Origin of the sequence: Spirosoma oryzae, assembly GCF_003002825.1 — a bacterium.
GTDB classification, from domain to species: domain Bacteria; phylum Bacteroidota; class Bacteroidia; order Cytophagales; family Spirosomataceae; genus Spirosoma; species Spirosoma oryzae.
This window is the reverse complement of record NZ_PVTE01000033.1, coordinates 37860-53942: the sequence shown is the minus strand read 5'-3', so window position 1 is coordinate 53942 and position 16083 is coordinate 37860. Positions and strand designations below refer to the sequence as shown.

Annotated in this window: 12 protein-coding genes; 3 read left to right on the top strand and 9 right to left on the bottom strand. The window is 42.7% G+C overall.

Annotated features, from left to right (window positions below):
• The first annotated feature begins 726 nt into the window (after positions 1–726).
• Positions 727–1200 (top strand): helix-turn-helix domain-containing protein, encoded by a 474-nt coding sequence (locus CLV58_RS28865; protein ID WP_245882459.1) that lies wholly within the window; start codon positions 727–729, stop codon positions 1198–1200.
• 7 nt (positions 1201–1207) lie between these two features.
• Positions 1208–1633, top strand: a complete 426-nt coding sequence (locus CLV58_RS28860; RefSeq protein WP_245882458.1) for an IS630 family transposase — start codon at positions 1208–1210, stop codon at positions 1631–1633.
• 212 nt (positions 1634–1845) lie between these two features.
• On the opposite strand, the gene CLV58_RS29290 is transcribed toward CLV58_RS28860, so the two are convergent.
• The 9 genes from CLV58_RS29290 to CLV58_RS24805 form a co-directional block, all read right to left on the bottom strand.
• Positions 1846–2943: an acyltransferase family protein gene (locus CLV58_RS29290; protein ID WP_106140543.1), complete on the bottom strand. Its 1098-nt coding sequence runs from the start codon at positions 2941–2943 to the stop codon at positions 1846–1848.
• A gap of 28 nt (positions 2944–2971) precedes the next feature.
• Positions 2972–4075, bottom strand: coding sequence for a glycosyltransferase family 4 protein (locus CLV58_RS24840; RefSeq protein WP_106140542.1), 1104 nt, complete (start codon positions 4073–4075; stop codon positions 2972–2974).
• Between the two features lie 26 nt (positions 4076–4101).
• On the bottom strand, positions 4102–4929 hold the full coding sequence (locus CLV58_RS24835) for a class I SAM-dependent methyltransferase (protein ID WP_146141538.1): 828 nt from the start codon (positions 4927–4929) through the stop codon (positions 4102–4104).
• Between the two features lie 23 nt (positions 4930–4952).
• Complete coding sequence (locus tag CLV58_RS24830; protein WP_106140540.1) at positions 4953–5870, bottom strand: nucleotide-diphospho-sugar transferase; 918 nt, start codon at positions 5868–5870, stop codon at positions 4953–4955.
• A 12-nt stretch (positions 5871–5882) separates the two neighbouring features.
• Positions 5883–6494, bottom strand: a complete 612-nt coding sequence (locus CLV58_RS24825) for an FkbM family methyltransferase (RefSeq protein ID WP_170108794.1) — start codon at positions 6492–6494, stop codon at positions 5883–5885.
• 114 nt (positions 6495–6608) lie between these two features.
• Complete coding sequence (locus tag CLV58_RS24820; RefSeq protein ID WP_106140538.1) at positions 6609–7934, bottom strand: flippase; 1326 nt, start codon at positions 7932–7934, stop codon at positions 6609–6611.
• 18 nt (positions 7935–7952) lie between these two features.
• On the bottom strand, positions 7953–8906 hold the full coding sequence (locus tag CLV58_RS24815; RefSeq protein ID WP_106140537.1) for a GDP-mannose 4,6-dehydratase: 954 nt from the start codon (positions 8904–8906) through the stop codon (positions 7953–7955).
• Positions 8903–9979: a GumC domain-containing protein gene (locus CLV58_RS24810; protein ID WP_106140536.1), complete on the bottom strand. Its 1077-nt coding sequence runs from the start codon at positions 9977–9979 to the stop codon at positions 8903–8905. The genes CLV58_RS24815 and CLV58_RS24810 overlap by 4 nt, the downstream gene beginning before the upstream one ends.
• A gap of 1 nt (position 9980) precedes the next feature.
• Entirely contained in the window at positions 9981–12383 is a 2403-nt protein-coding gene (locus tag CLV58_RS24805; RefSeq protein WP_106140535.1) for an SLBB domain-containing protein, read from the bottom strand.
• Between the two features lie 252 nt (positions 12384–12635).
• Between CLV58_RS24805 and secA the strand changes: the two genes are divergently transcribed.
• On the top strand, positions 12636–16028 hold the full coding sequence (gene secA / locus CLV58_RS24800) for a preprotein translocase subunit SecA (RefSeq protein ID WP_106140534.1): 3393 nt from the start codon (positions 12636–12638) through the stop codon (positions 16026–16028).
• Positions 16029–16083: the final 55 nt, after the last annotated feature.

The window sequence follows — 16083 nt, the reverse complement described above, 5'->3', positions numbered from 1 at the left end:
TAACGCCTGATGAGGTCGGAAAGGGCAGTGAAAAGAGAACAAATGACCGTCCGATCCTCAATCGCTGAGCGGTCCAGTATTTGGGGGGAGGTCAATCACCCAGGATGTGCACTAAATGACTACAAATAAGTGACAAACAGAGAATCTATATTACGGCTGACCGCGAATTTATTGGCCCCGAATTTCGCACATGTGGGCTGATTCCGGTCATTCGGATTCGAGCAAACGCTCAGATACTGACGCCATAAGGAAAACGCCAACGGGTATCAGTTTTGTTTGATTATCCGCAATGGCGGCTGTTCCGCAAACCTCGTCGTCTATACAAAGCCAATCTATATCTGGCTGGCAAACAATTGGCAGATGGGGACTTTCTGATTGTTTACTCCCTGACCTATTTGTCCCACATCGCCCGTCTCTACGCTCAGCGTTGGGGATCGAAACCTTGTTTAGAGCGTACAGATCGCGGGGATTCGATTTGGAGGAATGCCGAGTGCAGCAACACCAGTGTCTACGGACTTTGTTGTTTATCTTGTCGATGAGTCTGATTTGGGCGATTGAAACGGGCCTCTGGCTCCTCGATAAAGGCATACTCATTCCTAGTCGGGTAGTTGATTCTATCAGTCGTCAGGTGTATAGTTTATTTCGACACGGCCTGGATGAGTTACGGGATCGCTGCCTGAATCAACGTCCCATCAATGACCTGATTCCACTTTTATCCTGTGTTTAGTGGCTACATACAAACAGGCAGACTACGAAGCGCTACGCCGGCGGTGCGTCGAACTCAAACAGGCGAGCTGGAAACAAGCTGACATTGCCCGGGCCTTTGGCTTGACCGAGGGATGGGTCAGCCAAACCCTGAAAACCCACCGTGAGCAAGGCGATGCGGGCCTGACGACTGGTAAACGAACCGGAGCCCCATCCCGACTGACAGCGGAGCAACTCGATCAATTGACGAGAGAACTGGCCAAGGGCGCTGAGCAGCACGGCTTTTCGGGCCAAGTCTGGACCCGGCCACGCATTAATGAGGTGATTATCAAACTCTTCGGCATCAGCTATGACCCTTCCCAAGTTGGACGACTGCTTAAGAAAGTGGGCTGGAGCCGCCAGAAACCAGCTCGGCAAGCCCACCAGCAAGATCCACAAGCTGTAGCCAACTGGCAAGCTGAGCGACTACCCGCGCTCCAAAAAAGCGCAGACTGAGGGACGTATGGTTCTGTATGTAGACGAATCAGCTTGCTATCTTTTGCCCTTTGTAGCCCGCAGCTGGGCACCCCGTGGTCAAACACCGCTGCTGTTGGAACAAGCGGGACGGGCCCATCTCAGCCTGATTGCTGCTGTTTCTCCAACGGGTCGGTTGTATCTGGCGGGGCAGGATCAGCCATTTACCAGTGAGGATATCTGCTGGTTCTTGAGCAAGCTTTACTGGCAGTATCGCCGTCAAAACATGCTGGTAATCTGGGATGGGGCGGCTATTCACCGGTCTCAAGCAGTCAAAGACTGGCTCCACAGCCGACCTGGCCGCATTCATCTGGACCGGTTGCCCGCTTACAGTCCCGTGCTCAATGCCGTCGAGCTGGTATGGAGTCAACTAAAGCGATCACTGAAGAATCGAGTTTTTATCGATCTGGAATAGCTTCAGACTGCGGTGATGAATGAAGTTGATTTTTTGCAGGCAGATCGAAAACGTATTCGTTGTTTCTTCCGAAAGAAAGAAGTTGCTTTCTTCGCAGACTAATTCACGAAGCTATAACAAATCTAAAACACGTTATAAAGATTAAACCATTCTACATTGTCAACGTTTTCCTACAATAATATTGGAAACAGGAGATTAATATTTATTAAGTACTATTTATTAAATACAAACGCTCGTCGTAACCAAATTTGCCCAGGCTTTTCAAAATAGTAATGCAGTAAGTATCCTGACAGTATCACAGATAAGCTATAAGTCATAAGAAATATGGCACTATCGAACGGTATTACGTCATGTGTAAATCTATAATAAAAAATGATAATCATTTGTATTGGCACGTGAATCATGTAAACAGCCAATGAAATATCACCCAATGAAACTAGTATACGCACATTAGAATGAGTACGAATCCAATCATTATGATGAAGTATTGGTACACATATGACCATAATAACGATAACTTGTATATTCAGTGGTACAGCTATGAAATTATGCAAGTATACTAGATAAAAAAAATAAGACAAAAACAGTAAAACTAAAAAAATTTGCTTTTTTTTGAATACATCGTAATTCTTCAAAAAAACATTATAAAGTAAACTTCCACTAAAGAAGCCCATTAATCCCCTACTGACGTCTATATTAAATAAAAAGGGAAAATAAACTGGCGCAAAACGGAATATGAGCAATCCTAAGCAGGCCAAGATAATTGATATTAATATATAGTGTCTAAAATATCTCATTTGAACAAAGAAAAGAACATACATTAGCACTTCTACAGATAAAGACCAGGAGGGTCCATTGAAAGAATAGCCAAAATCAGCGTATCCTCTTTGTAGAAAAAGAAGGTTTAAAAAGAAATGATACAGGTCATTATTGGAATAAATAGGATAAGTCTTAAAATTATAATAAAATAATGATATAATACATGTGGTAATTATTAGAGTTAAAAAATGAACTGGATATAATCTGGAAAATCTTTTTACAAAGAAATCGAATTGATCAACTTGACTTTTTTGTAAAGGTTCCTGATAGGTATAGGAAAAAACAATTCCTGATAGAACAAAAAAAACATCTACCATCAACTCTCCTCTAGAAAAAAGAAAGTTAAAGGGTTGTATAGCAAAAAATGGAGGAACACTCCCACTGGAGTTCGGTTGTATCATACTTGAGAAATGCACATAGTGATACAAACATGCAACCACTACTGCTGCTATGCCACGAACTACATCTAGATAATATAACCTTTCTCTCATAACTACACACTTTTACACTTAACCTGGTTTATAGTAAAGTGCGATACAGATCAACAGTCTCTTTTACAGTTTTGTCCCACGAGAATTTAGCCAACTGCACTCGACCTTTTTCTATAAGATCCTGCCTAAGTTGTGAGCTACATATAATTTTTTCTACAGCGTCGACTATAGATTCACGTGAAAAAGGATTTATATATACAACAGCATCACCTCCTACTTCAGGCAGTGAACTTTGGTTACTGACAATACATGGACAATCACTTGCAAACGCTTCTAAAACAGGAATACCAAAACCTTCATATAATGATGGAAAAATAAAGGCTATAGCCTGATTATATAATATTGATAATAGCTTATCGTTAATTGAAATTTGATTTACTAATTGACTTAATCTAAATGAATCAATTATTTTATTTTCCTGTGCTGTAAATTCACCCCCTCCCGCACACACTAACTTTATTTTATATTTTTCTAGAATATGGCGAATCGCATTTAACAATCCCTCAAAATTCTTGTATCGTTCCCGGCGACCAACAAATAATAAATATGGCTCCTCAACAAAACGCCCTTTAGTAGTAGTCCATACAGGATTAAAAGATCCAGCTGAGTATATAACATGAACTTTTTCAGGCTTCACTCCTAACATGTTTACAACGTCAAGTTTAGTACTGTTAGACACAGTAATAATCCTATCTGCTTTTTCAGCTAACACTTGTTTTTTCTCTATAGCTGAATTTTTATTATCAAGCTCTGGAAACTGCTCAACAAAACGTTCATGAATCATGTCATGAATTGTTAATACAAAAGGTTTCCCTTTAAGATATGGCAGAAAATAGGGATCATAATATGTTGGATGAAACAAGTCAAATCCTTTCTTAACTAAATGAGCAACACTATATAATTTGTTGATCTTATAAACTATCTGCGCCTTTTTATAAAAATTATTTTTTGGTAGCAGATTCACATTATACTGATTTAGTTTGTTAAGATATACATTATCAGATAGCAATATTGGTAAATAGGCTGTATCATTGATACCCTTATTTACTCCACTTATCAACTCAACATTATAGCGTGATATACCGCCAAATTTTTGAATAGAAAATGTCTGATGATCGAAAAAAACTTTCATTAAAACTTTATTATAGGATTTGTATACTAAATACTCTTTACTACTATATTCGCATTTAGTTTATTTCTAATTAATATAAAATCTTTATCAAGCAGAGCTTCTCGTTTACTAATAAATTTATTATACCAACGTACAAAGCGAGGGCTGGTGATTAGCCTAAAAAGTTTTGAATTAATCTTTTTGTTGGTAAACAAATGAACATTATGCTCATTCCAATAATAGTTAAGGTTAAACTTATCAGCTAAATACTGTAATGAATCACGGCTGTACAAAGCAACATGTTGACCAGTTTCTGGAATAAAATACCACCAAGACTCAGGTGTAACATTGCTGTTTGGCTGTACTGATGTTGTAAAAAGTATGTTATCGCTCAATGCTAACATTTTCTGTATCTCTTCGACTGGATTCTTTAGATGTTCAAAAACTTCAAACGCAGTTAGCAACTCAGCTTTAAATGGAGAAACATCGGTGATATCGAAATTTTCTGCATACAAATTATCACAATAAATATCTTGCCGGTAAAAATTAAAACCTCGATCACGCATCATTCGAACTAGCATGCCATACCCACCCCCATAATCTATAAAAAGCGCATTTGGATCATACCACTTGCTTATCACAGCCTTTACAACTGGTGTCATTAACTCGTTACGCGTAATTAAACCAATATCTAACTTAGTTATTGCGTTAGAATATGACTCATCTAACCAATATGGCTCCTCTGTTTGTATGTGCTGACAAGATGAGCATTTATAATATTTTACATCATACTTACCCAACACTTTAGTCAGCAAATAAAATTTGCTTTCTGCCGAACATATTTTACATAACATAGCTGTGTCATTTTTATACAAACAAAATATTGCCTGTATTATTTCTAAAAAAGACGTCTTTTTAAATTAGAAATTTTAGTCTTCCACCAAGAAGGCAGTTGGTAAAGATTTGCAAAAGCATATTTTACCGCATCTTTGTTAATCTCAAGTATTTCAGGATGTTTTATTGTTTTAACATTTATCGCTACAGTCGGTAGATTTGCAATGTCTGAATCAACCACTGTGTGTGTACCATGTTCATCGAATCCAATATTGGTAATTAGATTTTGGTTTGGTATTATGCACAAACCTTGATTTTTCCATATAGTGTATACCCACTGATAGTCCCAAGTATCTATCTTACCTAGATATGTACCATTGAATTCATTGTACCAGTACTTTACTGATTGGGGATTATTCACTATCTTTTCTATTATGCCTGAATCTCTAAACTGATGATAATCATGCATGTTTACATCATAGAGTTTCCAAGCTCTCCGCCAAGTTGCCCATCCCCAAATATGCGGTATATTAGAGAAAAAATACGTACTATCTGACCATACCTGCTTTTTATAAATATTTGCTCCGGCTATATGCATGACTTTGGGCTCATTGACATATACCCCAAGTAATTCATGACAAAAAGCGAAGAAAGACAAATCTGGCAAGCAATCATCCTCAAGTATTATACCTTCTTCTACTTTACTAAAAAACCAGTCAATTGCTGAACTAACTGCCGATCTACAGCCTAAGTTTCGTTCTCGGACTAATTTTGTTACTACGCATGGCCAATCTATTTCGTCCGACAGTTTAATACATTCTTCCACATTATTTTTGTCATCTATATTGTTTATTCTCGGTCCGTCAACAGCCACATATAAATTACGTACTTTTCTTTCTCTAATACGATTCAACACTCGCCGAGCATGCCCGGGACGATTAAACAGAATTAGCAGAACTGGTGTATTAAATTCTTCGTCCATTTGTTTGTCTATCTAGTCATACAAAAACTCGTTAGCAACAAAATATCCGTTCCATATTGCATAACCTATTAGATGATAATTCTTCTTAATCATCCAGACATATATTTTACTATTCAATGGATTCGAAAGTTCAAAACCATGCATTTCAATTACAACTAGTTTTGGCCTATACTTATCTAAATTGATTGATTGCAGGACCTGAAAATCATGGCCTTCTACATCAATTGAAAGCAGGTCAATGTTTGTTTGCTTTGGCAGGTATTCATCAAGTATAGAATCAAGAGTACGAGTTTTTATAGTAGTTTGTCTAACTATCTTCTGCTTATCCTTCTCTTTCAAATAAAAATTCTCGTTTATTGTACTTATTTCATCCATATCAAATTCGTAGAATACTACTTCTTCTTCTTTATCAGAAATAGCCGTCCATATTGCTATATCTTTCGGCCTGATTTTTTTATGTAATTCTACCATTTTCGGATTAGCATCAACCGTAATTCCACGCCACCCTTGTAAATAATAACCAAACGTGTTAGAATGTTGAATCGGCTCGTTACTACCTATTTCCACGTAAAAGCCATTATTGACTTTTTTGAGTACATTTTGAATAAGTACATCTTCGCCCATCTGTGAATATGATACATGCGAATATTCATTTACAAAGCGACGTACAACTTTAAAAAAATAAAATTGAAGCGCGTAGAGAAATGAAAGTTGTCTAAAAAGCATATTAAACTCTTATTATAGTTGTTTGAAATTAAATTTAGCCATTATTGGCCGTTTTAAAGTAATAAAATTAATAAATGATTGCGATTGCAAGTTAAATATGGGTCGAGCTTCCTTTAAAAAGTAGTTCAGTAAATATGCCTGAAATCCGTAAGAAATAAACGTTGCGATAGATGCTCCCATAGCACCATATAAAGGAATAAGCCAAAAGTTCAATAGAACATTTAGAAGAGCCCCAGTAATCGTTTTAATGAGAACAAATTTTTGCAAATTGTTTACTATCATAAGATTGTTAGTACCGACACCTATGAAGACAAAAACGCCAGCCCAAATATGCACGCTTAATATAGAGCCTGCTTGTTGAAAATCAGGACCATACAATACCTCTATCAGCCTATTTGCAGAAACACTAACAAAAATGGATAGCCCTATACTCATATATGTTAAGATATTAAGTAGCGATTGATATTGGTTATAAAACTTCTCTCTGTTTATTAACCAATACTCCGCTATTTTAGGATAAAATGATGTAGTGATAGCTCCTGCTATAAAGTACCATGCTTCCGACAAGCGTAATGCCGCGCCATACAGTCCTAACTCACGGTTGGTTGACAACTCTTCTATCATAAACTGATCTACCCTCATGTATACAAATACAAAGAACTCAGTAATCATTATTGGCCATGCTGTCTGTATCATCTGTTTAATTAGTTTTAAATTAACAGCCTGGCTAATATTTGAGAATAATGAACTAATTTTTTGTTGATACACCATTAGAGAAAGCACATATACCAACAACGATTCAATTATATTGATAACAACTAGAAAGTTTATTTTTTTATCATTTTTTAGTGCGTATATACGTAACAAAGAGGCTAATCCGAAAGCAATTAACTTAACTACAATTGATAATTTAGCTTTTGTTTGGGACTGAAAATAAGTATCTATTATATCCGAGCTTTGTAGTATCAAAATAACTCCAGTTAAATTAATTAGTTGAAATAGTACTGGATTATCTTTATTTAAAATATAGTTAAGACTACAACTAATTACGTAAGCTAAGGAACCAAACATCAGCTTGATAAATAATCCCAGTTGAGTTAAACGATGCTGTTTTTCAAGATCATTATTAGCTGCTACAAAATCTATTAACAATATATTAGTCAAACCGAAACCAGCCAATGACATCAAAACAGTTGGGAAAAGCATAGCGTAATTTAGAATACCAAATTCGCTAGGACCCAGATAGCGAGCAACCCAAACACTCACAAGCACCCCAACAATCAAACGGAAGACCCTATCGAAAAATATCCATCCAATATTTGCTATTACTTTCCACATATTACAGAAAATTATATATTACACTCGCCACTCCTTCACCATTTGTCTAGCAATATCTTCCATTTTGTAATTTGCTAGCCATCCTAATTGTGTTCGTGCTTTAGATGGATTTGCATATCCAATCGCTATGTCAGTAGGACGAAAAAGAGACGTGTCTATACGAACATGCTCTTCCCATTTTAAACCAACTGTCTCAAAAACCACTTTAATAAAATCTTTTAGTTGGTGCGTTTGCCCTGTCGCAATCACGTAATCTTCAGGATTACTCTGTTGAAGCATTAGCCACATAGCTTCGACATAATCAGGTGCCCATCCCCAATCACGAGCTATTTCAATATTTCCCAGTGTAAGTGATTCACTATTACCATTAGCTAAAGCACAAGCAGTCGAAACTATTTTCTGTGTTACAAATCGCTTAGGTCTTAAGGGGGATTCATGATTGAATAAAATTCCTGTACTGGCATACAATTGATAAGCTTCCCGATAGTTTGCTACTTGCCAAAACGCAGCTGCTTTCGCCACTCCATACGGACTCCTGGGATGGAATGGTGTATTTTCGTCAGCGGCTGTAGTCCCCGTATCTCCAAAGCATTCGCTTGAACCTGCATTGTAAAAACGAATTGGTAGTTCGCTGAAACGTATTGCTTCAAGTAGATTGAGCGTGCCAGCACTAATACTTTCTAGCGTTTCAACGGGTTGATCAAAAGACAGACTTACTGAGCTCTGGCCTGCCAGATTATACAACTCGTCTGGTTTAATTTTCAAGACCGTTTGTAGTACTGACCGAAAATCGTTTATATTAATTGATACAAGCTTGATGTGATCACGAATACCCAATGATACTAAATTCTTGAACGAAGACATCTGTGCGTCTCGTGAGCCACCATAAACTTCATACCCTTTTTCTAGAAGTAGTTTAGCCAGGTATGCTCCATCCTGCCCCGATACTCCACAAATTAATGCTTTCTTCATACTTGCTTTGACAAGTTATATTGTACAAAGGTTTTCATTAGTTTGACACCCAATACTATTATAACACTACATATTGCAAAGGAAAGCATTGTAACAGTGCGTTTGGGGCCACTTTTCTTAAGAGGTACAATTGGCGGTTCAAGTGTTTTAAAGACGGGAGTTTCTTCTTGAACTTTGATTTTAGCTTGCTCGAGTTGCTTCGATAACTCATTGAATACTGACTGCGTCAATAAATAATCAGCTTGTAAACGTTGCTCTTCTATTTTAGCGGTATTCGTATAAATACTACGATTATTGTCTCGATAATTTGACAACGTATACTCGGAAGTTTGATATCGCTTTTTTGCTTCTGCAACCTGTTGTTCGAGAAACCTGACTTGACGATTCGACTTTTCTGTACGATAGCTGGTAATATAACCCGTTAAATATTCTAGTGAGCGTTGAGCGACAGCAGCCGCGACTGTTGCCTCCCGTTCTGTAGCAGATATAGTTAGAATACCCGTCTTTTTATCATATGTTGTAACTACGTCGGCCAGGATATTCTTCACTAAATCATTCTGTTCTTTTGTCAATTCGACTATTTGAGCTTCTACAGGTTTTTTTATATTTTTTTCAATATGAGGTTTATTTTTATCGCCCAAAAACCCACTCCATCGCCCTTTACCCATCTCATTTATGTAAGATTCTAGTGGTAGCTGCTTGTTGAGTTGAGCTGAATATACTGGTTGCTGCATTAATTGTAATCCAAACGGTACACCTTGTAATATTGTAGGGTATATGTCAGGGCGAATAGCATCCTGACTTATATTATCCAAATTTATCCCCGCCAATCCAGCTAGCGACCCCAGTCCACTCATACCACCTGAACCTCTTGATTGTATTTCCGGCATAACAGAAACATGTGCCGTATATACGTTTGGCTTAGAAAAAGCGTATATAGCGCCAATAATAAGGCCAATCATGCCGCTAATGATTATTCTTAGGCGATTCTCTCGAAAAAAATAGGCAATGTCCGACACACGAATTTCAATTATGTCTTCTTGTTTAGGCTGATAGTTTTCAGTCACAGACATATTACCGAAGTAATAGGTTAGCTAATGCAATCGACACGGTTGTAAATAAAGATAGTATACCTATCCGTTCAGCTGGGCTTATCTTATTTTGATCAAATGGCTTGAATGGAACTACAACTGTAGAACCCGGCTCAACTTTTGGCCTTGATTGGAAAAAGAGAAAATGTTGTGTACGATCCTTTCTCCCATTCGGATAAATAACGTATGCTTTACCCCTACGAGCGTTATCTGTTACGCCCCCTGCTTCGCTTATATAATCGTTAAAGTCGTAACTACTTTTGTAGCTGGTGACCGATGGGTTTAGTACCGCACCTTGTATATCCACAGTTTCAGAGCGACGAGGAATATATAAAGTGTCCCCCCCTTTGAGAAGTAAATTACTCTCAGCTGTGCTATCGCTTAATATGGCTTGCAGGTCGTTACCGATTATTTCACCATTACGAATATATTGTGCTCCTGACAGATAAGCTTCTAGTCTCAGACCGCCTGCCCGCCGAATCAGATCGGAGATTCGCTCACGTCGTGTCACAATAGCATAATTACCGGGTTGCATGACTTCACCATATATATTGACCTGCCGCTGCGCTTCATAATTCGCTGACGTTCGAACGTAAACGATGTCAAACGGTTCCAGCTTGAAGGTTGCCGCCGGACTACCGGGAATGATTCTTAAGTTCGGATCAATAGCAAACTGATATTTTTCTAACGTGACATTGCGAACACCCGCTGAATCGCTACGTATACGACGCGCTACTTCGATTAAATTCGGCTTGGCACCTTCTTGAAAACCACCAGCTTGAGCGATCAAATCACCAATGCCCATGTTGCTGATAAAATTGATCGTATCCGGTTTGTTGATGGCGCCTTCGATCGTGACGTAATAACGTTCCCGTAAATCACGGATTGACAGAATGGAAACGCTGTCCTGACGAAGAAGCGGTATATCGTTCTCCTCTCCCCGCATCAGTTTGCCCAGATCAAAAGAAATACTTTCGATATCCAGATCCGGCCGTTCACGAATAATAATGGCGCGGTTCATGAACGCATCTTTCTGAAGACCATCGGCCCGGCGGATGAGTTGCTTTACAGTTTCCAAACCAGGTTCAAGTGCATAATCACCTGGCCGCATAACTGCGCCGGCAATCTGTACACGATTTTCATACCGTTCCAAAATCTTACCGACTACGTATCGATCCCCTGGCTTGGGAACAAACTGCGCAATCTGCTCCTCCGTGATGGTGATGATCTGCCGCTCACGTGTGGTATTCCGACGTAATGTAATCGATGCTCGGTAGGCTTCGTCCGAAAATCCGCCCGCAAAGCCCAGAACCGTTTTCAACGTTTCGCCGGGTAAGACCTCGAAAATAGCGGGTCGTCGAACCTCGCCGGTCATTGTTACATGCGTATCATAATCGGCGACGCGAATGACGTCCTGATCCTGTAACCGAATGTTATCGCGCTGATCAGCCCGGAGGATAAAGTCATACAGATCGATAGTGCGAACAACGCGGTTGCCCCGAATCACACTGATTTTGCGGAATGATCCTGTTTCCGGATTTGGACCACCAGCCAAATAGAGGGCATTGAACGCTGAGCCAAGCGACGAGATCGTATACGTACCAGGCCGGACAACTTCGCCGACGAGCGTAACCCGGATACTCCGGATATTCGTCAGCGCCACATTAGCCGTTGTACCACTTCCCGGTACACCCAGCCCTTGGTACCCTGCTTTACGAAGCCGGGCGATAATACGCTGCTCAGCCTGTTCTATACTGAGACCGGCTACGTAAATCGGTGTCACGTTCGGAACCTTGACCGTTCCTTCCGGCGAGACTTTTAGTTGAAAATTGTCCGATGCCGCCCCAGCAATATCAATGCTAATTTCGTCGTCAGGTCCGACAACGTAGTTGCGCGGAGTCGCAATACGAAGATTTGGCTCAAAAGACAGACTGGCGTTTTCGAACAACGATGCGCCAAACACCTTTAGTCGTTTTGTGGTATCACGTAGCCGTGCAACATCCAGTGAATCGCGTCGTGAGAGATCAGTTGGCAAGGTTCGTCCAGTTGATGCCCCTGACTGTCCACCACCATTAATTCCGGTTTGACTGGTCGGACGGCTGCCTTGCGAACGGATGGTATTGATCCGCTTTCGCATCTTGGCAATATCGTCAAGCGTGTAGCCCTGAGACATAGCCGCCTGCTCAATCTGAAACTCATTCATTCCGCTGGACTCCGCCCGGCGATAAAATGCCTCAACCTGCTCGTCAGTTAATTGATCGGCTCGTGAGGTCGCTTTCTGCTGCGCATATACGTTTGTGACCGAACTAAGTACTAAGCAAGTAAGCGCAATCCAGAGATATTGGACAAAAAGTGTAGAGAATGACAATTTGTCTGTAGTGAACATGAACAGTGGCCGTTGGGCCTAAAATTGATTTGCAAAAGTAATGCATTACACTCGAAACGTGCTAGTCATACGATAAGGTATGAGCGGCTGGCAGGTGATTTTGCGGTAGTACGGGCTTAATCCACTACTTTTGCGTGAAAATTAATTGACAATCAGACGCTGTAAAAGGCTCTTATCTGCTCTTTTACGTGTTCTGGAGTGTACGACATAGTCGTACTGGAAACTGACTTTTTGACTAACGACTCAAACTAGATGATCAACCTGATCGCCAAATTCTTTGGTACTAAGTCGCAGCGGGACATCAAAGAACTACTCCCCTACGTTGAGAAGGTCAATGCCGAATTTGTCCGGCTCAAAGACCTTTCTAATGACGAGCTGCGTCAGCTATCAGCCGATCTGAAAGCGCAGATTGCTGATGAACTGGCTGGTATTGACAACCAACTGGCCGACCTTACTGAGCAGGCTGCTCACCCAGAAGTCGATGTAAACGAGAAAGAACGGCTGTTTAATCAGATCGACAAACTCGAAGCCGACCGAAATACCGAACTGGAACAGGTATTGATGGCGATTTTGCCCCGCGCCTTTGCCGTAGTGAAAGAAACGGCACGCCGGTATTCCACCAACGAGCAGCTAACGGTTACGGCCAACGACTTCGACCGGGAAATTGCGTCGCGCAAGCGAAACGTCGTGATCGATGGTGAGCTGGCGCACTGGGCCAACCAGTGGGATGCAGCCGGTAGCCCGATTAAGTGGGATATGGTGCACTACGATGTTCAGATCATCGGTGGTGTTGTGCTGCACCAGGGTAAGATTGCCGAGATGGCGACTGGTGAAGGTAAAACGCTGGTGGCGACGTTCCCCGCTTTTCTGAATGGGCTGGCCGGCCGGGGTGTTCATATCGTAACGGTCAACGACTACCTTGCCAAGCGTGACTCGGAGTGGATGGCTCCGCTGTTCGAGTTTCATGGTATGCGCGTCGATTGTATCGATAAGCACCAGCCCAACTCGCCACAACGGAAACAGGCCTATCTGGCCGACATCACGTACGGCACGAACAACGAATTCGGTTTCGACTATCTGCGCGACAATATGGCCCGCGAAACGGGTGAACTTGTGCAGCGGAAGCACCATTACGCCATGGTCGATGAGGTCGACTCCGTCCTGATCGATGACGCCCGGACACCGCTTATTATCAGTGGTCCGGTTCCGCGTGGCGATGAGCAGGATTACATTGAGCTAAAGCCTCGCGTAGCACGCGTAGTCGAAGCACAACGGAAACTGGTATACGACTACCTCAACGACGCGAAGAAGAAGATTGCAGCGGGCGATGAAAAGGAAGGCGGGCTCTCACTGTTCCGCGCATACCGGGGTCTGCCCAAGCACAAGCCACTGATTAAATACCTCAGCGAAACGGGTAACAAGGCGCTGCTGCAAAAGACAGAATCTGTTTATCTGGCCGAAAACCAGAAGCTGATGCCCGAAGCAGATTCGCCCCTCTACTTCACAATCGATGAGCGCAACAATAGCATCGATCTGACAGAGAAAGGCATCGACTACATCACGGGCTCGGGGGAAGATCCGAACTTCTTTATCCTACCCGATTTGTCGATCGACCTGAACAGCATCGACAAGAGCGGTGATCTCAGTGAGCCGGAAAAAATTCTGCACAAAGAAGCAGTCGTTCGTGATTATGCGGTAAAAACGCAGCGGATCAACACGGTCAACCAGTTACTGAAAGCCTACTGTTTGTTTGAGCGCGATACCGAATACGTCATCATGGACGGAAAGGTGAAGATCGTGGATGAGCAGACGGGCCGTATCATGGAAGGTCGTCGGTGGTCGGATGGTTTGCACCAGGCCGTTGAAGCGAAGGAGAACGTTAAAGTTGAAGACGCCACGCAGACCTACGCGACGGTTACGCTACAGAACTATTTCCGGATGTACCATAAGCGGGCGGGTATGACCGGTACTGCGGAAACGGAAGCATCGGAATTCTGGCAGATCTACAAAATGGACGTCGTGGTTATCCCGACCAATCGGTCGATCAGCCGGAAAGACGAGGAAGACAAGGTATACCGTTCGGTACGTGAGAAATACAACGCCGTAGTCGATGAGATCACGTCGCTGGTTGATAAAGGCCGGCCCGTACTGGTTGGTACGACGTCGGTAGAAAACTCGGAATTGCTGAGCCGCCTGCTGACCCTTCGTAAGGTTCAGCACCAGGTCCTGAACGCGAAGTACCACCAGCGCGAAGCCGAAATCGTTTCGTCGGCGGGTCAGCCGGGGACGGTGACGATCGCGACGAATATGGCCGGCCGGGGTACGGATATCAAGCTGACACCGGAGTCGAAAGCTGCGGGTGGCCTGGCCATCATCGGTACCGAACGGCACGAATCACGGCGGGTCGACCGGCAATTGCGTGGTCGGGCCGGTCGTCAGGGCGACCCCGGTACGTCGCAGTTCTTTGTATCGCTTGAAGACAGCCTGATGCGCTTGTTCGGTTCCGACCGGATTGCAAAGGTTATGGACCGCATGGGTCTGGAAGAAGGTGAAGTCATTCAGCACTCGATGATCACCAAGTCGATCGAGCGGGCGCAGAAGAAAGTCGAGGAAAACAACTTCGGCATTCGGAAGCGGCTGCTGGAATACGACGACGTGATGAACTACCAGCGTGAAGCGATTTACAAGCGCCGTCGCAACGCGCTCTTCGGAGACCGGTTGCCCCTTGACATCGCCAACACGATGTACGATGTGATCGAAGAGACCATCAACAACGGGGAAGACAACTACGAAGCGATCAAGTTGCAGTTGCTGACGACGCTCGGTCTGGAAATAAACCTGACCGAGAGCGACTTCAACCGCATGAAAAAGCCTGACATAACGCGGAGTCTGTACGACCAGGCAGAAGCTCAGTATCAGGAGAAAAATCAGGCCATTGCCGATAAAGCGCTACCCGTACTGACACAGGTATTGAACGAGCAGGGCCACATGATCCGTAATATCGTCGTTCCGTTCACCGACGGTATGCACGAACTACAGATCGTATCTGACCTGCGCAAAGCCGTCGAGAACGGTGGCCGCGATCTGGTGACGGAGATGGAAAAAGCCGTAACGCTGTCGGTGATCGACCAGGAATGGAAAGAGCACCTGCGCGAGATGGACGACCTGAAACAATCGGTGCAGAACGCCGTATTCGAGCAGAAAGACCCCTTGCTGGTCTACAAGTTCGAATCGGTCGAACTGTTCAAACGGTTCCTGAATAAAGTGAACTTCGATACGATCAGTTTCCTCACCAAAGCCGACATTCCGGCCCAGCAGGAAGCCGACATTCAGGAAGAGATTCGTCAGGCACCGGCGAACCCACGTCCGGCTCCGCAACCGGAATTGCACACGAATCAGGAGGATTTCGACGACGATCACCTAGCAACGGGTCCGGAAGAGTACGCACGTCGCATGGCTGAGAACGATGCGATGGGCGCTGGCGCTCCGCCGATGCCTCCCCGTCAGGAGCCGACCCGCGTTATGAAAGTCGACCGCAACGCCCGCGTTAGTGTACAGTATGCCGACGGTTCGGTGAAGCGCGACGTCAAATTCAAAACGGTTGAAAGCGACGTTCTTAGCGGTAAAGCCATGCTGATCGACTAGTCGTTGACTCCTTGCAAAAATGCCCATCGGATGGTAAATTCGGTGGGCATTTTTT